The 18,211-nt window shown below is 68.4% G+C and carries 17 protein-coding genes; 10 read left to right on the top strand and 7 right to left on the bottom strand.

The genetic code is table 11. The features are described from left to right. Nucleotides 1-46: 46 nt before the first annotated feature. Nucleotides 47-2,434, bottom strand: a complete 2,388-nt coding sequence (locus BS329_RS30140) for a Tex family protein (protein ID WP_076164861.1) — start codon at nucleotides 2,432-2,434, stop codon at nucleotides 47-49. A gap of 162 nt (nucleotides 2,435-2,596) precedes the next feature. On the opposite strand from BS329_RS30140, the gene BS329_RS30135 reads away from it, so the two are divergent. Beyond that, nucleotides 2,597-4,093 (top strand): chitinase, encoded by a 1,497-nt coding sequence (locus BS329_RS30135; protein ID WP_076164859.1) that lies wholly within the window; start codon nucleotides 2,597-2,599, stop codon nucleotides 4,091-4,093. A gap of 111 nt (nucleotides 4,094-4,204) precedes the next feature. Here the strand turns inward: BS329_RS30135 and BS329_RS30130 are convergent, their stop codons facing one another. Continuing rightward, on the bottom strand, nucleotides 4,205-5,305 hold the full coding sequence (locus BS329_RS30130; RefSeq protein WP_076165027.1) for a winged helix DNA-binding domain-containing protein: 1,101 nt from the start codon (nucleotides 5,303-5,305) through the stop codon (nucleotides 4,205-4,207). A gap of 78 nt (nucleotides 5,306-5,383) precedes the next feature. Here BS329_RS30130 and BS329_RS30125 point away from each other — a divergent pair, with 78 nt between their 5' ends. Then, nucleotides 5,384-6,412, top strand: coding sequence for an AraC family transcriptional regulator (locus BS329_RS30125; RefSeq protein WP_076164858.1), 1,029 nt, complete (start codon nucleotides 5,384-5,386; stop codon nucleotides 6,410-6,412). Here the strand turns inward: BS329_RS30125 and BS329_RS30120 are convergent. Beyond that, nucleotides 6,339-7,019, bottom strand: a complete 681-nt coding sequence (locus BS329_RS30120; protein ID WP_076164856.1) for a TetR/AcrR family transcriptional regulator — start codon at nucleotides 7,017-7,019, stop codon at nucleotides 6,339-6,341. The two genes, BS329_RS30125 and BS329_RS30120, sit on opposite strands and share 74 nt — an antisense overlap. A 125-nt stretch (nucleotides 7,020-7,144) precedes the next feature. Between BS329_RS30120 and BS329_RS30115 the strand changes: the two genes are divergently transcribed. After that, on the top strand, nucleotides 7,145-7,414 hold the full coding sequence (locus tag BS329_RS30115; RefSeq protein ID WP_076164854.1) for a hypothetical protein: 270 nt from the start codon (nucleotides 7,145-7,147) through the stop codon (nucleotides 7,412-7,414). Between the two features lie 85 nt (nucleotides 7,415-7,499). Here BS329_RS30115 and aztA read toward each other — a convergent pair whose 3' ends face one another. Further along, on the bottom strand, nucleotides 7,500-8,210 hold the full coding sequence (aztA, locus tag BS329_RS30110; RefSeq protein ID WP_076164852.1) for a zinc ABC transporter ATP-binding protein AztA: 711 nt from the start codon (nucleotides 8,208-8,210) through the stop codon (nucleotides 7,500-7,502). Between the two features lie 47 nt (nucleotides 8,211-8,257). Between aztA and aztB the strand changes: the two genes are divergently transcribed. Genes aztB through aztD form a run of 4 tightly spaced genes read left to right on the top strand, consistent with a single transcriptional unit; the run spans nucleotide 8,258 to nucleotide 12,397 of the window. Continuing rightward, on the top strand, nucleotides 8,258-9,109 hold the full coding sequence (aztB, locus tag BS329_RS30105; protein ID WP_076164850.1) for a zinc ABC transporter permease AztB: 852 nt from the start codon (nucleotides 8,258-8,260) through the stop codon (nucleotides 9,107-9,109). Beyond that, complete coding sequence (locus BS329_RS30100; RefSeq protein ID WP_076165025.1) at nucleotides 9,106-10,302, top strand: hypothetical protein; 1,197 nt, start codon at nucleotides 9,106-9,108, stop codon at nucleotides 10,300-10,302. Before aztB ends, BS329_RS30100 begins: the two co-directional genes overlap by 4 nt. Next, nucleotides 10,299-11,198 (top strand): zinc ABC transporter substrate-binding protein AztC, encoded by a 900-nt coding sequence (aztC, locus tag BS329_RS30095; RefSeq protein ID WP_076164848.1) that lies wholly within the window; start codon nucleotides 10,299-10,301, stop codon nucleotides 11,196-11,198. Before BS329_RS30100 ends, aztC begins: the two co-directional genes overlap by 4 nt. Nucleotides 11,199-11,224: 26 nt before the next feature. After that, nucleotides 11,225-12,397: a zinc metallochaperone AztD gene (gene aztD / locus BS329_RS30090; protein ID WP_076164846.1), complete on the top strand. Its 1,173-nt coding sequence runs from the start codon at nucleotides 11,225-11,227 to the stop codon at nucleotides 12,395-12,397. Between the two features lie 73 nt (nucleotides 12,398-12,470). Here the strand turns inward: aztD and BS329_RS30085 are convergent, their stop codons facing one another. From BS329_RS30085 to paaI, 3 genes are read right to left on the bottom strand one after another with little or no spacing between them, the layout of a single operon-like run. Beyond that, nucleotides 12,471-13,064 (bottom strand): TetR/AcrR family transcriptional regulator, encoded by a 594-nt coding sequence (locus BS329_RS30085; protein WP_076164844.1) that lies wholly within the window; start codon nucleotides 13,062-13,064, stop codon nucleotides 12,471-12,473. Next, the gene (paaK, locus tag BS329_RS30080; protein WP_076164842.1) at nucleotides 13,061-14,347 is read right to left on the bottom strand and encodes a phenylacetate--CoA ligase PaaK; all 1,287 of its coding nucleotides are present in this window, start codon (nucleotides 14,345-14,347) and stop codon (nucleotides 13,061-13,063) included. Before paaK ends, BS329_RS30085 begins: the two co-directional genes overlap by 4 nt. Then, entirely contained in the window at nucleotides 14,344-14,733 is a 390-nt protein-coding gene (paaI, locus tag BS329_RS30075) for a hydroxyphenylacetyl-CoA thioesterase PaaI (protein WP_076165023.1), read from the bottom strand. Before paaI ends, paaK begins: the two co-directional genes overlap by 4 nt. A 201-nt stretch (nucleotides 14,734-14,934) precedes the next feature. On the opposite strand from paaI, the gene paaZ reads away from it, so the two are divergent. The 3 genes from paaZ to paaB are packed head-to-tail and all read left to right on the top strand — an operon-like array spanning nucleotide 14,935 to nucleotide 18,211. Next, nucleotides 14,935-16,974 (top strand): phenylacetic acid degradation bifunctional protein PaaZ, encoded by a 2,040-nt coding sequence (gene paaZ, locus BS329_RS30070; RefSeq protein WP_076164841.1) that lies wholly within the window; start codon nucleotides 14,935-14,937, stop codon nucleotides 16,972-16,974. After that, complete coding sequence (paaA, locus tag BS329_RS30065; protein ID WP_076164839.1) at nucleotides 16,971-17,930, top strand: 1,2-phenylacetyl-CoA epoxidase subunit PaaA; 960 nt, start codon at nucleotides 16,971-16,973, stop codon at nucleotides 17,928-17,930. Before paaZ ends, paaA begins: the two co-directional genes overlap by 4 nt. Next, complete coding sequence (gene paaB, locus BS329_RS30060; RefSeq protein WP_005168080.1) at nucleotides 17,927-18,211, top strand: 1,2-phenylacetyl-CoA epoxidase subunit PaaB; 285 nt, start codon at nucleotides 17,927-17,929, stop codon at nucleotides 18,209-18,211. The genes paaA and paaB overlap by 4 nt, the downstream gene beginning before the upstream one ends.

Raw genomic sequence — 18,211 nt, 5'->3', positions numbered from 1 at the left:
CCTTGCGCCTAGGTACAGGATGGGGGCCTTCATGTACTTCTGAGGCCTACTTGCCGAAGCCGGCCTTCCGGAGCGCGTCCGCCATGGAACCGCCGCCCCCGGAGTTCCCGCCCCGGTTGCCGCCACCGCCGCGCTGGCCGCCGCCCTGACGCTGACCGCCACCGCCTTGACGCTGGCCGCCGCCCTGACCGCGGTCACGGCCGCCGCCGCCACCGCCGCCCTGCTCGCGAGCGGGCTTGCCGGGCTCGTCGTCCAGGCGCAGCGTCAGCGAGATCCGCTTGCGCGGCACGTCGACTTCCAGGACCTTCACCTTGACGATGTCGCCGGGCTTCACAACCTCCCGCGGGTCCTTGACGAAGTTCTTCGACAGCGCCGACACGTGCGCGAGCCCGTCCTGGTGCACGCCGACGTCGATGAACGCGCCGAACGCGGCCACGTTCGTCACGACGCCTTCCAGCCGCATGCCCGGCTTCAGGTCGCCGATCTTCTCGACGCCGTCGGCGAAGGTCGCGGTCTTGAACGCCGGACGCGGGTCGCGGCCCGGCTTGTCGAGTTCGGCGAGGATGTCGGTGACCGTCGGCAGGCCGAAGGTGTCGTCGACGAATTCGGACGGCTTCAACGCCTGCAGTGTCCGCGAGTTGCCGATCAGCGAGCGGAGGTCGGTCCCGGTCGAGGACAGGATCCGCCGCACCACCGGATAGGCCTCCGGGTGCACCGAGGACGAGTCGAGCGGGTCGTCGCCGTCCGGGATCCGCAGGAAGCCCGCGCACTGTTCGAAGGCCTTGGGGCCGAGCCGCGCGACCTCCTTGAGCCCGGTCCGCGTCTTGAACGGACCGTTCTCGTCACGGTGCGCCACGATGTTCTCGGCCAGGCTCGTCGTGATGCCCGAGACGCGGGTCAGCAGCGGCGCCGACGCGGTGTTGACGTCCACGCCGACCGCGTTCACGCAGTCCTCGACCACCGCGTCGAGTGACCGCGACAGCGAGATCTCGGACAGGTCGTGCTGGTACTGCCCGACACCGATCGACTTCGGGTCGATCTTCACCAGTTCCGCCAGCGGGTCCTGCAGCCGCCGCGCGATGGAGACCGCGCCACGCAGCGAGACGTCCATGCCTGGCAGTTCCTGGGACGCGAACGCCGACGCCGAGTAGACCGACGCGCCCGCCTCGGAGACGACGGCCTTGGTCAGCTTCAGTTCCGGGTGCTTCTTGATCAGCTCGCCGGCGAGTTTGTCGGTCTCGCGTGAGGCGGTGCCGTTGCCGATCGAGATCAGGTCCACCTTGTGCCGGGCGCACAGCGCGGCGAGTTCGGCGATGGACTGGTCCCATTTGTTCGCGGGCTGGTGCGGGTAGATCACGTGGGTGCCGACGACCTTGCCGGTGTCGTCGACGACGGCGACCTTGACACCGGTGCGGAATCCGGGGTCGAGGCCCATCGTGGCGCGGGTGCCGGCCGGCGCGGCGAGCAGCAGGTCGCGCAGGTTCGCGGCGAACACGCGGACGGCGTCGTCCTCGGCCGACTGACGCAGCCGCATCCGCAGGTCGATGCCCAGGTGCAGCAGGATCTTCGTGCGCCACGCCCAGCGGACGGTGTCGCCGAGCCACTTGTCACCGGGGCGGCCCTCGTTCGAAATCCCGAACTTGTGCGCGATGCGGGTCTCGTAGTCGGTCGGGCCGGTCCTGGGCTCGTCCGACGGCTCCTCGGGCTCCATCGTGAGGTCGAGGATCTCCTCCTTCTCACCGCGCAGCATCGCGAGGATCCGGTGCGAGGGGAGTTTCGTGTACGGCTCGGAGAATTCGAAGTAGTCGGAGAACTTCGCGCCCTCTTCGGCCTTGCCGTCGCGGACCTTCGAGGCCAGGCGGCCCTGTGACCACATCTTCTCGCGCAACTCGCCGATCAGGTCGGCGTCTTCGGCGAAGCGCTCCACGAGGATCGACCGGGCGCCGTCCAGCGCGGCCTGCGCGTCCGCGACGCCCTTGTCGGCGTCGACGAACACCGCGGCGGCGGCCTGCGGGTCGGTGTTCGGGTCGTTCAGCAGCCCGTCGGCGAGCGGCTCCAGACCGGCCTCACGGGCGATCATCGCCTTCGTCCGCCGCTTGGGCTTGTACGGCAGGTAGATGTCCTCGAGACGGGACTTGGTGTCCGCCGCCATGATCGACGCTTCGAGCGCCTCGTCCAGCTTGCCCTGGCCGCGGATCGACTCCAGCACCGCGACCCGGCGCTCGTTGAGTTCCCGCAGGTAGCGGAGGCGTTCTTCGAGCGTGCGAAGCTGGGTGTCGTCCAGCATCCCGGTGACCTCTTTGCGGTACCGGGCGATGAACGGCACGGTCGATCCGCCGTCCAGCAGGTCGACGGCCGCCTTGACCTGCCCCTCGCGCACGCCGAGTTCTTCGGCGATCTTCTGCTCGACTGTCTGCAGGCCCTGCACGCTCACTCCCACGCTCCTGAAATCCGCCCTCGGGTGCTCTCGGACCCTGCATTCTGCCGCTTCCGCCGAGCCGACTTTCGTATGGCCTCCTTTAATCGAAACCTTGACAGGTGGATTGGTCTGTACCATTTTGATGTGGCCGACGTCACCTGTTCGTGGAGGCCAGCTGTGAAAGTCAAGCCGAAACACGCGTTCCTCGCCCTGCTGTCGTCACTGGCCGTGTGCCTGGGGGTGACTTTCGCGGTCTCGGGCAGCGCCTCGGCCGCCAACATCCTGACCAACCCGGGCTTCGAACTCGGGACCACGAGCGGCTGGACCTGTACCGGCGCGTCCTCGGTGGTCACCACGCCGGTCCACTCGGGCACCCGCGCGCTCAGCGCGACCCCGGCCGGTCAGGACAACGCCCGCTGCTCGCAGAGCGTGCCGGTGAAGGCCAACACCGCGTACACGCTTTCGGCCTGGGTACAGGGCAGCTACACCTATCTGGGCGTCACGGGCACCGGGACGGGTGACAAGAACACCTGGACCCAGGGCGGCGCCAGCTGGAGCCAGCTCTCGCTGAGCTTCACCACCGGCGCGTCCACCACGAGCGTCGACATCTACCTGCACGGCTGGTACGGCCAGCCCGCCTTCTTCGCCGACGACGTGAACCTCGACGGCCCCGGTGGCTCGCCGACCACGACGCCCACCACGACCACGTCGTCGCCCACCACCAGCACCTCGCCGACCACGTCGAGTTCGCCGACGACCACGACGACCAAGCCGAACCCCGGCGACCTGCCCAAGCACGTCATCACCGGGTACTGGCAGAACTTCTACAACGGCGCGAAGGCTCTCAAGCTCGCCGACGTGCCGACGAAGTACAACGTCATCGCGGTGTCCTTCGCCGACGCGACGGCCACTCCAGGCGCGGTCACCTTCACCCTCGACTCGGGGCTGTCGAGCCAGCTCGGCGGCTACACCGACGCCCAGTTCAAGGCCGACATCAAGACGGCGCAGGCACGCGGGCAGAAGGTCATCCTGTCCGTCGGCGGTGAGAAGGGCACGATCCGCGTCGACTCCTCGGCCGCGGCGACGAACTTCGCCAACAGCATGAAGTCGCTCATCGCCACCTACGGCTTCGACGGCGTCGACATCGACCTGGAGAACGGGGTCAACGCGACCTACATGGCGCAGGCGCTGCGGTCGATCCACGCGGCGGGCGGCACGGTCATCACGATGGCGCCGCAGACGATCGACATGCAGAACCCGGCGGCGGAGTATTTCAAGCTGGCGCTGAACGTCAAGGACATCCTGACGATCGTCAACATGCAGTACTACAACAGCGGCTCGATGCTCGGCTGCGACCAGAAGGTCTACTCGCAGGGCACGGTCGACTTCCTCACCGCGCTGGCCTGCATCCAGTTGCAGAGCGGGCTGCGTGCCGATCAGGTCGGCCTCGGCCTGCCCGCCTCCGGTTCCGCGGCGGGTGGTGGCTACCAGGCCCCCGGCAACACGGTCAACGCGCTGAACTGCCTGGCGAAGGGCACGAACTGCGGTTCGTTCAAGCCTTCGACGACGTACCCGACGATCCGGGGCGCGATGACCTGGTCGATCAACTGGGACGCCTCGCAGGGCTACGCGTGGTCGAACACGGTGAGCGCGGGCCTGGCAGGCCTCCCGTGATGATCCGCCGCTAGACCGGGGCGGGTGCCGGCGTCGCGCGGGCGACGGCACCCGCCTCTTCCACGCGTTTCGTCCTCTAGTTGCGGTAGTTCGCGCTGCCAACTACCGCAACTAGAGGACGAATTGCGTTGTGTGGGTCTCGGCGTTGGGGTGGGCCCAGGACAGGAGGCGGTGGGCGGAGCTTTCGAGGGCGTCCAGGTCGCGCTTCGGGATGCTTTCGAACGGCGTGATCACCACCGAAGCGGTCTTCTTCGCCGTCTTGATCTCCCAGAAGCCTTTCACGAACCCGCCGACCAGGATGGTTCCCTTGACCAGCCCGTTCTGGGTGATGACGACCTTGCGGTGTTCGTCGCTGATGATCCGGGTGCGGTCGGCGTAGGACAGCACGGTCTGGTCGAACGGCCCCAAGAGCCGCGCCGGCGCCGGGGTGTCCGGATCGGGGCGCGGAGCGTCTTCGAGGTCGAACAGCTCACGTCCGTTCTCGTCGCGGAACGTCCGCAGTTCCGGCCGCAGCCGCTCGGCGACCGCGCCCAGCTTCGTGATCCCGGCCCACGCCTGCGCGTCCTGGACGCTCGCGGGCCCGAACGCGGCCAGATAGCGCCGGAACATCCGCTCCGGCGACGGCGTCGCGTCCGGTTCGTCGCCGAGCCAGTCGCCGGTGGTCTGATACGTCGGCTGGCCGGACTTCCCCCAGATCCCCCGCGGCGGGAGCTGCACCAGCGGCACCAGCGCCCGCGCGACATGCACCAGCGCCGACGGCCGCACGCCTTCCCAGCGGTTCGCGAGTTCCGCGCCGAGTTCGGCCGCCGAATGCGGCCGCTCGCCCAGCAGTTTGCGGGCGGTGCGGGCGATCTCCTGGTGATCGAGACCCTTGATCTCCGGGGTGAACTGGGTGTTGTCCATCGAACGGTCGTAGAGCGGCTGCACGACCGGCCGCCATGCCAGCGCGTCCGACGGCGTCACCAGGTGCACCGTGCCGCGCATGAGCGCGATCCGCACGACGCTCTTGTCGAGCAGCAGGCTCGCCAGATCTTCCTGGCGGAAGCCGTGCAACCGCGTCCACAGCGCGAAGTACGGCGGGTTCGGCGCCTGTGCCTGCAATCCGGCGAGATGCTCGACCGCTTCGAGCGCGGTCATTTTCGAACGCCGGAGCAGCAGCTGCCGGTCCAGCATGGCACGGTTCAGCGCGCGCCTGCTCAACGTGTCGGACATGCCGCCCACCTTAATCGGGATCGAGGACAGTTACGGTCCTCGATGCGAGCGCCGCTGGCGGGATCCATAATCCCGGCCATGGAACTACCGCCGCCGGTGATCCGGGACTGGGACTACCCGCGCGGCACGGCGAGCATCGTGCTCATGGCCCGGTTCGCGGCCGAGAACGGCGTCAAAGGGCTGGAGGCCTACGAGAACGCTCCGGTGGACGGCCAGGTCGACGCGCGCCAGGAACTCGCGGTGGTCCGTGACCTGATCCGCGGGCTCGGCGGCGGGGACGACGTCGCGCTGCGGCTGAGCAGGCGGTACCGCGTCAGCGCGTTCGGCATCTTCGGCTTCGCGTGCATCAGCAGCCCGACGCTGGGCGAGGCGATGCGGTTCGCCCTGCGCTACCTGGACCTGAGCTTCACCTTCTGCATCCCGCACGTGACCGTCGAGGCGGGGCGGCTCGCGCTGACCATGGACGACAGCCGCGTGCCGGGCGACGTCGCCCACTTCCTGGTCCTGCGCGACCTCGGTGCCATCCACACCGTCATGCGCGACATCCTGCCGGACATCTCCTTGCGCTCCTTGGCGTTCCGTCACGACAGACCGTCCACAGTAGACGAATACGTGCGGACCTTCGGGCTCGCGCCGTCGTTCTCGGCGCCGTCGGACGTCGCCACCCTCGACCCGCTCTTCCTCGGTAAACCGCTGCCGCAGGCCAACGACCAGACGGTCGCGGTCTGTGCCGCGCACTGCGATCTGCTGGTGTCCCGGAAACGCGAGCGGCCCGGGGTCGCCCAGCAGGTCAGGGAACGGCTGGTGCGGCTCGGCGGGGTCGATGCCGGGATGGACGAGGTCGCGCGACGGCTCGCGCTCAGCCCCCGCACGCTGCGGCGACGGCTGTTCGAGGCCGGGACCGGCTACCGGGCGCTGCTGGACGAGGTCCGCCAGGCGCTGGCGGAGGAGATGCTCGACACCGGCGCGCTCAGCGTCGAGGACGTCGCGCTGCGGCTGGGCTACGCCGAGGCGTCGAGCTTCATCTACGCGTTCAAACGCTGGAAGGGGATGACTCCGGCGGCCTATGCCCGGCGGAACGCGTTGCGAGCACGGCCGGGTAGGTGACCCGCAGCAGGTGCAGGATCGAATCGGTGAGGAACACGCGCAGTTCCTCCCGGCCGAGGGTGCCGCGGATCAGCCACTCGCGGGACGCGGCACGCAGCATCCCGCCGTAGGAGCGGATCATCGCGCGGAGTTCTTCGCGGCCCTCGGTGAGGTCGCTCATCAGCGCGGCCGCGAGCACGCGGTCGGCGGCGATCTCGTCACCCTCCAGCATGATGCGCTCGATGTCCGGGTCGCGGCCGACGGCCTCCTGTCCGATCGCGGTCAGCCACGCCTGCTCGTTGCGTTCGACGACCTCGATCCAATGCCGGACACTGATCGCGAGCCGGTCCTCGGTGGTCGTGTCGGGCAGGTTCTCGATCACCGGCGCCGGCACGATCATCATCTGCCGGACGACTTCCAGGTACAGTTCCCGTTTACCGCCGAAGTAGTGGTTGATCAGCGGCCGCGCCACCCCGGCCGCCTTCGCGATGTCCGAGGTCGACACCGAGGCGTAGTTGCCCGCGCCGAACAGCCGCCGCGCCGCGGCCAGGATCTCGGCACGCCGGGCGGCCGGTTCGAGGCGGCGCCGCCGGCCTGAGTGCACGAGCGTCTCCGGATCGGTGCTCATGGGCCGAGCGTAACCGTTTCACGTGACCGCTTGCCGTTACTGAACCGGAACAACCGGCAGGTAACCCTCCGGGCTCCGGCGGCGACGTTGGGGGCGGGGGGACCGTGTGGCATGGGCAGGGACGAATGACCAGTGCTGAACGCGATCCGGCTCGCCGTGCGGGACGGTGGGTCAGCGTGCGTCTCCAGCAGCGTGACGTCCTCATCCAAGGTGACATCGGGGACGAACGCGTCTCCTACGCGGGGATCGTGATCACCAATTTCGAGAACGGTAGCGAGGTCGGCGAACGCTGGATCCCGCTCGGCGTCGATCCGTCGGAGGCGGACGACGAACGGCTCATCCAGCAGTTGCGGGACGCGCTGATCTGGCAGGCGCGCCGCCCGCCGGAATGTTGACCGCGAGCAGGTGACTAAAGGACGTGTCTCCCGAACTGAGCGGCCCGGCCGCGGAAATCCGAAAGCGCGCTTAGAGAGACACCGCCTAAACGCGGATGGGAAGGCCCCAGGCCTCCGCCACGTGTTCCGGGGTCAGTACCGAAGCCGGAGCGCCTTGGCCGACGAGGCGGCCGTCATGGAGCAGCAGGCAGTGATCAGCCCGGCCCGCCACCTCGAGGTCGTGCGTGACGCGCAGGATCGTCGTGCCTTCGGCGAGTGTGGTGCGCAGTGCTTCGTCGATCAGGCCTCGGGCGTGCAGGTCGAGACCTGCCGATGGCTCATCGAGCAGCAGCAGGCCGGCTTGCTGGGCCAGACCCTGTGCCACCAGCGCCCGTTGCCGCTGCCCGCCGGACAGCGTGCCGATCAACCGGTCCGCGATCGCGGTGATGTCCAGCCGCTCCAGACACTCTCCGACGATCTCCCGGTCCATCTTGGTCAGTCGTCGCCAGTGGCCGCGGTGTGCCCAGCGCCCCATCGTGACGGTGGCGCGCACGGTGATCGGCAGTGATCGTGACACCTCGCTCTGCTGGGTCACGTAGGCGACGCGTCCCGGGTCTCGGCGGGTCACCGAACCGGAGGTCGGCGGCAGGACACCGGCGACGAGGTTGAGCAGCGAAGACTTTCCGGCGCCGTTCGCACCGGCTATCGCGGTGAGCCGCGCCGACGGCACTTGGGCGGTGATCCCGCGCAGCACTTCGCGGGAGCCGTAGTGGGCGTGTGCGCGGTCGATCGTGAGCGCCGCTGTGTCCGGGGTCATCGCACCTCTTTCAGATAATGACAATCATTACCACTATAGTGTGACGCGTGGACTGGTTGCTGATCCCCTTCGAGGTGTCGTTCGTGCAGCGTGCGCTGGTGGCGGGAGTGCTCGTGTCAGTGGTGTGCGCCGTCGTGGGCACGTGGGTGGTGTTGCGCGGCATGGCCTTCATCGGCGACGCGATGTCGCACGGCATGTTGCCCGGCGTGGCGATCGCCTCGCTGACCGGCGTGAACCTGCTGATCGGCGCGGCGATCAGCGCCGGGGTGATGGCGCTCGGCGTCACGGCCCTCGGGCGTTCGCGGCGGCTGTCCGAGGACACCACCATCGGGCTGCTCTTCGTCGGCATGCTCGCGAGCGGCGTGATCATCGTGTCGCACTCGCGGTCGTTCGCCGTCGATCTCACCGGATTCCTGTTCGGTGACGTGCTCGCCGTCGGATCCGGCGACTTGGTGGGGCTCGCGATCACCCTGGTCGTCGTGGGGGCGGTGGCTCTGCTGGGACATCGCGCGTTCACCGCGCTCACTTTCGACCTCCGCAAGGCACACACACTGGGGCTTCACCCCCGTCTGGCCAACGCGATGCTGCTCGGGCTGGTCACGTTGACGATCGTCGCGTCGTTCCGCGTCGTGGGGACCCTCCTGGTGTTCGGACTGCTCATCGCCCCGGCCGCGGCGGCGCTCTTCTGGTCGCGGCGGATCACCACGATCATGCTCATCGCGGCATTGTTCGGCGTCGCCGCCACGGTCGGCGGCTTGCTCGTGTCCTGGCATGGGGGTACCGCGGCGGGCGCGACCATCGCCGCCGTCGCGGTCCTGCTGTTCTTTCTGTCCGCGTCCCTGTCCTTCGTACGACAGCGATTCCGTTCCCTGACACCGGAGATCGAGTGCTCACGATGAAAGTGAAAGCAGTGGCGGCCGTCGTCACGGCGCTGACCTTGGCGGCGTGCGGCGCGGAGCCGCGGGGGGAGGTGACCGCGGAAGTCCCGCACGGCTATGTCGAAGGCGCCGAAGAGACGGCCGAGGCGCAGTCCCGGCTGATCGTCGCCGACCCGGACACGGGTGCCGTGCGCGTCGTGGACCTGATCACCGAGGAGGTATACGACGCCGGACGAGTCGACAGCGTGCGGTCCATGACCGGCGACGGCCGCTTCGGCTACCTGACCGCCCGCGACGGCACGACCCGCGTGATCGACAGCGGCTCCTGGATGGTCGACCACGGTGACCACGTCCACTACTACCGGGCGAAGGTCCGTGAAGTCGGCGTGGCACCGGGCAAACAACCTTTGGCGGCCTACAGCGACCCCGTGGTCTCGGTTCTGTCCTATTCGGACGGTACGGCGACGGTGCTCGATCGAGTCGCGCTCGACAGGGGGTCCGTGAGCGAACTCGGGAAGATCGCGCGCGAGCCGCACGCCGGTGTCGCGATTCCCTTCGGCGGGCACCTCATCGCCACGGTGGCGGACCCGGGGAAGCCGCTCGCCCGGGGAGTGCGCGTCCATGACCGTCAAGGGAAAGCCGTGGCGGACATCGATCAGTCGTGCCCCGAACTCCAGGGCCAGGCGGTGACCCGGCGCGGGGTCGTCTTCGGTTGCGCGGACGGCGCGTTGCTCGTGACCGAAAAGGACGGTGCGTTCACCGGGGTGAAGATCCCTTACCCTCGAAATGTCACCGCGCAGGAACGTGTCACCGCCTTCTTCCATCGACCCGGTGCCGCCACGCTCGCGGCCAGGGCAGGGGAGTCCGCGGTGTGGTCACTGGACGTCGCCCGCCGTAGCTGGCAGTACGTCGAGACCGGTCCGGTCGCCGCGGTGAACGCCGTGGGGGAGGGCGGCCCGCTGCTGGTGCTCGCCCGGAACGGACAGCTGCGTTCCTTCGACGGCGCCGGAAAGGAACAGACGGCCATCCCGCTCATGACGCCGGAAGCGGCCGCCGCCGACATGCCCACGATCCAGGTCGACTCGACCCGTGCCTACGTCAACAACCCGCTCTCGGCCGAGGTGTACGAAATCGACTACAACGACAACCTCCGTCGCGCCAGGACACTGAGGGTCGGCGGCAAGGCGGGCCACATCGTGGAGACCGGCCGATGAAGTGTCGCGTACTCGCCCTGTTCGTGGTGGCGCTGCTGGCGGTGGCCGGATGCTCGGGAAGCGGCGGGAAAAGCGCGTCGGTCGTCGTCACCACGAACATTCTCGGCGACATCACCCGCGCCGTCGTCGGCGATCAGGCCGAGGTGACCGTGTTGATGAAGCCGAACGCCGACCCGCATTCCTTCGGTATTTCCGCGCAGCAGGCGGCCAAGGTCGAGCGTGCCGGTCTGATCGTCTACAACGGACTCGGACTCGAGGAGGGCATGCTGCGCACTGTCCGCACAGCCGAGGAAAGCGGCGTGCCGTCGCTTCCCGCCGGGGAGCGGGCCAACCCGATCAGCTACGCCGACAACAAGCCGGATCCCCATTTCTGGACGGATCCCGCACGGGTGCGTGACGCGGTGAAGACGATCGCCGACGAGGTCGTCGCGCATGTCGACGGGGTCGACGAAGCGGTGATCCGCGCCAACGCGGAACGCTATCGCGGGGAGATCGAGACGCTCGACAAGATGATGACCGCGAAGTTCGCTGGGATCGCGCCCGAACGCCGGAAGCTGGTCACGAATCACCATGTGTTCGGCTACTTCGCTCAGCGGTTCGGCTTCCAGGTCGTCGGCGCGGTGATCCCCGGCGGGACGACGCTCGCCTCACCCAGCTCCTCGGATCTGAAAGCACTCGCCGACACCGTTCGCGCGGCCGGGGTGCCGGTGATCTTCGCCGATTCCTCGCAGCCGGACCGGCTCGCACGGGTGCTGGCCGAACAAGCCGGGCTGCACGTCCAGGTGACCCCGCTGTTCTCGGAATCGCTCAGCGAATCAGGCCAGGGCGCGGCCACCTATCTGGAAATGATGCGCGCCAACACCGAATCGATCACCACCGGTTTGACCCGTTCCTGACCGGAACAGACGAAAGGCACAGTGAAATGGCACGAAAAACCCGATACTTCGCGCTGATGGCGACGACGACGAGCGCGCTCGTGCTCGCCGCCTGCGCGACCGAGCAGCCGGCGGCGGAAGCCGGAAAGGAAGCGGCGCCGGCACCGGTCGTCGCCGATCCGGTCGGTGTCACCTATGCCGGTGGAATCGTCCTGCTCGACGGGAAGTCCTTGAAGGAAGCCAAGAACATCCCGCTGGAGGGCTTCAACCGGCTCAACCCCGCCGGGAACGACCGGCATCTCCTGGTCTCGACCTCCACCGGGTTCCGGGTCCTCGACGCCGTCGGTGCCGTGCTGACGGACAACGAGGTGAAGGCGGCCAAGCCCGGTCACGTCGTCCGGCACGCCGGCAAGACGGTGCTGTTCGCCGACGGGACCGGTGAAGTGACCGTCTTCGATCCGAAGACGATCGGTACCGCTGCGCTGCCCTCGCCGAAGCACAAGACGCCGGAAGCGCATCACGGTGTGGCCGTCGAACTCGAAAACGGCGAGCTGGTCACCACCGTCGGGAACGAGGACAAGCGGTCCGGGATCGTGGTGCTGGACAAGGACAAGAAGGAGATCGCGCGCAACGAGCAGTGCCCCGGCGTACACGGTGAAGCCGCCGCGCGCGGCGAAGCGGTGGTGGTCGGATGCCAAACCGGTGTGCTGATCTATCGGAACGGCACCATCACCAAGGTGACCAGCCCGGATCCCTACGGACGCATCGGCAACCAGGCGGGCTCGGACGTCTCCCCGATCACCTTGGGCGACTACAAGGTCGATGAAGCGGCCGAGCTGGAACGGCCGAGCCGGGTGTCCTTGATCGACACCGAGAAGGCCACGCTCAAGCACGTCGACATCGGGACCAGCTACACCTTCCGGTCCTTGGCCCGCGGCCCTCAGGGCGAGGCCCTGGTGCTGGGGACCGACGGGCAGATCCACGTGATCGACCCGGTGGCCGGTTCGGTGACGCGGAAGATCCCCGTGCTCGGCTCCTGGCAGGAACCGATCGAGTGGCAGCAGCCGCGTCCGGCGATCTTCGTCCGTGGCGGAACCGCCTACGTCACCGATCCCGGCAAGAAGGAGATCCATGCGGTCGACCTCGCCACCGGCACGAAGACCGCGACCGGCACGATTCCTGGAACGCCGAACGAGGTGAGCGGCGTACTCGGGGGCTGAAGGGGGCCATGACCGCACGCGACGCGGTGAAGGGCGCTTTCCCCGCGTGACATGCGGGGAAAGCGTCCTTCGGCTACTGGGTCCGGAGGCCCTCGAACGCGATCTTGCACACCGCGTCCGCCAGTTCCGTCCCCGCCGAACCCCGGCGCGGCCGGTACCACTCGATCAGCGAGTTCACCATGCCGTACAGCAGCCGCGCGGTGACCGCGGGATCGATGTCGGGCCGCACGTCGCCTTCGGTTTCGGCCTGTTTCACCAGGTCCGTGACCAGCCGGTCGAATTCGCGCCGCCGCGCCAGTGCCGCCCGCTCGATCTTGGTGTTGCCGCGCACGCGCAGCAGCAGGGTCACGAACGGCAGTTGCTCGACCAGCACGAGGACGCTGCCCCGCACCAGGTGCTCGAGTTTCTCGATGGCCTTGCCCTCGAAGGATTCCGTCTCGGCGGCGACGGCGAACAGGCCGTTCAGCGCGCGGTCGACGGCGAGCCGCAGCAGCTCCTCCTTGCTCGGCACGTGGTGGTAGATCGCGGATTTCGTGATGCCGAGTTTGCGGGAGAGGTCTTCCATGCTGGTGCCGTCGTAGCCGCGTTCGTTGAACAGCCTGACCGCGACCTGCAACAGCGACTCGAGGTCGTAGCCGGGACGGCCCCGGCGGGCGGGGGCCGTCACCCGCGGTCCCGCTCGTCGAGGACGCGGCGCATCTTGCCCAGCGACCGCTCCAGCGTGTCCGGGTCGACCACCTCGACGCCGACGCTCACGCCGACACCGTCCTTGACCCCGGCGATCAGCCGGGCGGCGGCCTGTTCGCGCTGCTCGGCGGGCACGTCCGGACGTGCTTCGACGCGGACGGTCAGGTGGTCCATCCGGCCCTTCGTGGACCGGATCAGCTGGAAATGCGGCGCGAGCGCGGGGGTCACCAGCACGACTTCCTCGATCTGCGTGGGGAAGACGTTGACGCCACGCAGGATGATCATGTCATCGCTGCGCCCGGTCACCTTCTCCATCCGCCGGTACGCCGGCCGCGCGGTGCCCGGCAGCAGCCGGGTGAGGTCGCGCGTGCGGTACCGGATGATCGGCATCGCCTGTTTGGTGAGCGAGGTGAACAGCAGTTCCCCGGTGTCGTGGATGGGCTTCTCGGTGAACGGGTCGATCACTTCGGGGTAGAAGTGGTCCTCCCAGATGTGCAGCCCGTCCTTGGTCTCGACACATTCCTGCGCGACACCGGGGCCCATCACTTCGGAGAGGCCGTAGATGTCGACGGCGTCGATGCCGACGCGTTCCTCGATCTCCGTGCGCATCTGCTCGGTCCACGGCTCCGCGCCGAAGATGCCGACCTTGAGCGAACTCGCCCGCGGGTCGACGCCCTGCCGTTCGAATTCATCGAGCAGCGTGAGCAGGTACGACGGGGTGACCATGATGATCTCGGGTTTGAAGTCGGTGATGATCTGCACCTGGCGCGCTGTCATCCCGCCGGACGCCGGAATCACCGTGCAGCCCAGTTTCTCGGCGCCGTAGTGCGCGCCGAGGCCGCCGGTGAACAACCCGTAACCGTAGGCCACGTGGACCTTGTCGCCCGGCCGCCCACCCGCCGCGCGGATCGACCGCGCCATCACCGTCGCCCAGACGTCGATGTCCTCGGCGGTGTAGCCGACGACGGTCGGTTTACCGGTGGTGCCGCTGGACGCGTGGATCCGGCTGACCTGCGCTTCCGGTACGGCGAACATGCCGAACGGGTAGTTGTCGCGCAGGTCCTGCTTGGTGGTGAAAGGGAACTTCGCCAGGTCTTCCAGCGCCTTGCAGTCGTCCGGGTGAACGCCCGCCTCGTCGAACTTCTTTTTGTAGAACGGCACGTTGTCGTAGGCATGCCGCAGCGTCCACCGCAGGCGCGTCAGTTGCAGCGACTTGAGTTCGTCGATGGTCAGGTTCTCGGCGTCGTCGCTGAAGGCGCTCATCGGGATGCTTTCTGAATGGTGCGGCTGCGGCCGCGGAATTCGGCGACGACTTCCGGCCCACCGGGGGTCTCCCGGTGCACGGTGACGTCGTAGATGCCGTTGCGGCCGTAGCGGGTCCGCTCGGTGGCGGTGGCGATGAGGTGGTCGCCGAGGCGTCCGGCGGTGACGAAGGAGATCTCCGCGCCGGAAGCGACGGTCACCGGTCCATGGCTGTTGCAGGCGCAGGCAAAAGTCGTATCGGCGAGCAGGAAGACGTAGCCGCCGTGCGCGATGTCGTGGCCGTTCACCATCGTTTCGGTGATCTTCATGGTGGCGACGGCGTGCCCTTCGGCGGCCTCGACCAGCTCGATACCCAGCGCGTTCGACGCCCGGTCGCCGGTGAACATCGCGTTGGCCGCGTTGGTCGTCATCGCACCGCCTGGTTACTGACCGAATGGACGGTTGTTAAAGGATGTCGCCAGTAAAGGCGCGACTTCGCGCAGATGTCAAGGGTCCACCGCCGTCCGGGGGTTTGCAAGCGCCGGGTCACGAGCTACAGTGAATTACTGAACGGATGGTCTGTTAATCCACCATTGAAGGGTCGCCCCATGGCATTGCTGCGCAGCTACGTCTCCGGCGGATGGCACACGGCGGACAACGGTGATGCTGTCGGCGTACCGCTGCACGACGCCTCGACCGGCGAGGAGGTCGCCCGGGTCTCGTCCGACGGCATCGACTTCGCCGCCGCGCTGGAGTACGGCCGCCGCACCGGCGGCCCCGCGCTGCGTGAGCTGACCTTCCACCAGCGTGCCGCGCTACTGAAGGCACTGGCCTCCCACCTGCGCGAACACCGCGACGAGCTGTACGCGCTCTCGGCGCGGACAGGCGCGACCAAGGGCGACTCGATGGTCGACATCGACGGCGGCATCGGCGTGCTGTTCGCCTACTCCAGCAAGGGCAAGCGCGAACTGCCGAACGACACCGTCTACGTCGACGGCAACGTCGAGCCGCTGAGCAAGGGCGGCACCTTCGTCGCCCAGCACATCGCCGTCCCGCTGCGGGGCGTCGCCGTCCAGATCAACGCGTTCAACTTCCCGGTCTGGGGCCCGCTGGAGAAGTTCGCGCCCGCGTTCCTCGCCGGGGTGCCGAGCCTGATCAAGCCCGCCAGTCAGACTTCGTACCTGACCGCGCGGCTGGTCGAGATCATCATCGACTCCGGCATCCTGCCCGAGGGCACGCTGCAGTTCGTCGCGGGCAGCGTCGGCGACCTGCTCGACCACGTCACCGCGCAGGACCTCGTCTCGTTCACCGGCTCCGCGTCCACCGCGCGAAAGCTCCGCGCGCATCCGGCGATCGTGCGCGACTCCGTCCGGTTCACCGCCGAGGCCGACTCGCTGAACTGCTCGATCCTCGGCCCGGACGCCGAACCCGGCACCACCGAGTTCGACCTCTTCGTCAAGCAGCTCACCACTGAGATGACGGTCAAGGCGGGCCAGAAGTGCACCGCCATCCGCCGCGCTTTCGTGCCCGCCGGCCTGCTGGACGCCGTCGCCGAGGCCGCGAGCGCGCGTCTGGCCAAGGTCACCGTCGGCAACCCCACCGCCGAGGGGGTCCGCATGGGTGCCCTGGCCAGCCTGGAGCAGCGTGAGGAGGTCCGGCGGTCGCTCAAGGCGCTGCTGGACGTCGGCACCGTCGTCTTCGGCGACCCGGAGCAGGTCGACGTCGTCGGCGCGGACGCCGAACGCGGCGCGTTCCTCTCGCCGGTGCTGCTGAAGGCCGACCCGGAGCGTTCCGAGCCGCACGAGGTCGAGGCGTTCGGCCCGGTGGCGACGCTGCTGCCCTACACCTCGACCGAGCAGGTCATCGAGCTCGCCGCTCGCGGCGGCGGCAGCCTGGTCGGCTCGATCGTCACCGCCGACGCCGAATTCGCGCGCGAGGTCGTCCTCGGTGTCGCGCCGTACCACGGCCGTCTGCTGGTGCTGGACGCCGACGACGCCAAGGAGTCGACGGGGCACGGTTCTCCGATGCCGCAGCTGGTCCACGGCGGTCCCGGCCGCGCCGGTGGCGGCGAGGAGATGGGCGGCGTCCGCGGCGTGCTGCACCACATGCAGCGCACGGCCGTCCAGGGCAGCCCGAAGGTGCTCAGCACGGTCACCGGCCGCTGGGTCACCGGCGCCCCGCGCACCGAAGGCGACGTCCACCCGTTCCGGAAGTCGTTGGCGGAGCTGAAGATCGGTGACTCCGTGGTCGCCGGGCCGCGCACGGTCCTGCGGTCCGACGTCGACCACTTCGCCGAATTCACCGGCGACACCTTCTACGCCCACACCGATCCCGAGGCGGCCGCGGCGAACCCGCTGTTCGGCGGCATCGTGGCGCACGGGTACCTCGTGGTCTCGTTCGCCGCGGGCCTGTTCGTTTCGCCGGAACCCGGCCCGGTGCTGGCCAACTACGGCCTGGAGAACCTGCGGTTCCTCACCCCGGTCAAGGTCGGCGACTCGTTGACCGTGACCCTGACCGCGAAGCAGATCACCCCGCGGATCGACCAGGAGTACGGCGAGGTCCGCTGGGACGCCGACGTGACCAACCAAGACGGCGACTCGGTCGCCAAGTACGACGTGCTGACCCTGGTGGCGAAGGAGCAGTCATGACCGCGACGGTTTTTGAAGGAACACAGTCCGAGGAAGACCTCGAACGGCACTTCGAAGCGACCATCGAGCGTGACCAGCGCATCGAGCCGCGCGACTGGGTGCCCGAGGGTTACCGCAAGACGATGATCCGCCAGATCGCGCAGCACGCGCATTCGGAGATCATCGGCATGCAGCCGGAGGGCCACTGGATCACCCGCGCGCCTTCCTTGCGGCGCAAGGCGATCCTGCTGGCCAAGGTGCAGGACGAGGCCGGGCACGGGCTCTACCTGTACTCGGCCGCGGCCACCCTCGGCGCCGACCGCGCGGATTTGACCGACAAGCTGATCAACGGCAAGCAGAAGTACTCGTCGATCTTCAACTACCCGGCGTTGACCTTCGCCGACGTCGGTGTGGTCGGCTGGCTGGTCGACGGCGCGGCGATCTGCAACCAGGTCCCGCTGTGCCGCAGCTCGTACGGGCCGTACGCCCGCGCCATGATCCGCATCTGCAAGGAGGAGTCCTTCCATCAGCGGCAGGGTTTCGAACTGCTGATGACGATGATGCGGGGCACCGAAAAGCAGCGTGCGATGGTGCAGGAGGCGGTGAACCGCTGGTGGTGGCCGTCGCTGATGATGTTCGGCCCGCCGGACGCGGACTCGCCCAACACCGCGCAGTCGATGGCGTGGAAGGTCAAGCGCCACACCAACGACGAGCTGCGGCAGCGGTTCGTCGACATGTCCGTCCCGCAAGCCGAGGCGCTGGGCGTCACCTTCCCGGACCCGGACCTGAAGTGGAACGCCGGACGCGGGCACCACGACTTCGGCGCCGTCGACTGGGACGAATTCAAGAACGTGTTGAAGGGCAACGGTCCCTGCAACGCCCAGCGCGTCGCGCACCGGCGGCGGGCACAGGAAGACGGCGCTTGGGTGCGGGAAGGCGCGGCGGCCCACGCCGCCAAGAAGGGGGCTTCGGCATGAAGCACGACTGGCCGTTGTACGAGGTGTTCGTCCGGGGCAAGCGCGGCCTGAACCACGTGCACGTGGGTTCGCTGCACGCGGCGGACGACGACATGGCGCTGCACCACGCCCGCGATCTCTACACCCGCCGCAACGAAGGCGTGTCGATCTGGGTCGTGCGCGCGTCGGACATCACGGCGTCCTCGCCGGACGAGAAGGACCCGTTCTTCGCGCCCAGCGGCGACAAGGTGTACCGGCACCCGACGTTCTACGACATCCCCGACAACGTCCCCCACATCTGA

The organism is Amycolatopsis coloradensis (genome assembly GCF_001953865.1).
In the GTDB taxonomy this organism is placed as follows: Bacteria; Actinomycetota; Actinomycetes; order Mycobacteriales; family Pseudonocardiaceae; genus Amycolatopsis; species Amycolatopsis coloradensis.
Note: the sequence above shows the minus strand (reverse complement) of the source record. Positions and strands in the feature narration are given on the sequence as shown.

What these genes read in the sequence shown, in the direction of transcription:
- BS329_RS30130 (WP_076165027.1), bottom strand. Translation starts at nt 5,305, where the DNA reads ATGTCCGACACGTTGAGCAGGCGCGCGCTGAACCGTGCCATGCTGGAC.
- BS329_RS30125 (WP_076164858.1), top strand. Translation starts at nt 5,384, where the DNA reads ATGGAACTACCGCCGCCGGTGATCCGGGACTGGGACTACCCGCGCGGC.
- BS329_RS30120 (WP_076164856.1), bottom strand. Translation starts at nt 7,019, where the DNA reads ATGAGCACCGATCCGGAGACGCTCGTGCACTCAGGCCGGCGGCGCCGC.
- BS329_RS30115 (WP_076164854.1), top strand. Translation starts at nt 7,145, where the DNA reads ATGACCAGTGCTGAACGCGATCCGGCTCGCCGTGCGGGACGGTGGGTC.
- aztA (WP_076164852.1), bottom strand. Translation starts at nt 8,210, where the DNA reads ATGACCCCGGACACAGCGGCGCTCACGATCGACCGCGCACACGCCCAC.
- BS329_RS30100 (WP_076165025.1), top strand. Translation starts at nt 9,106, where the DNA reads ATGAAAGTGAAAGCAGTGGCGGCCGTCGTCACGGCGCTGACCTTGGCG.
- aztC (WP_076164848.1), top strand. Translation starts at nt 10,299, where the DNA reads ATGAAGTGTCGCGTACTCGCCCTGTTCGTGGTGGCGCTGCTGGCGGTG.
- aztD (WP_076164846.1), top strand. Translation starts at nt 11,225, where the DNA reads ATGGCACGAAAAACCCGATACTTCGCGCTGATGGCGACGACGACGAGC.
- paaK (WP_076164842.1), bottom strand. Translation starts at nt 14,347, where the DNA reads ATGAGCGCCTTCAGCGACGACGCCGAGAACCTGACCATCGACGAACTC.
- paaI (WP_076165023.1), bottom strand. Translation starts at nt 14,733, where the DNA reads ATGTTCACCGGCGACCGGGCGTCGAACGCGCTGGGTATCGAGCTGGTC.
- paaZ (WP_076164841.1), top strand. Translation starts at nt 14,935, where the DNA reads ATGGCATTGCTGCGCAGCTACGTCTCCGGCGGATGGCACACGGCGGAC.
- paaA (WP_076164839.1), top strand. Translation starts at nt 16,971, where the DNA reads ATGACCGCGACGGTTTTTGAAGGAACACAGTCCGAGGAAGACCTCGAA.
- paaB (WP_005168080.1), top strand. Translation starts at nt 17,927, where the DNA reads ATGAAGCACGACTGGCCGTTGTACGAGGTGTTCGTCCGGGGCAAGCGC.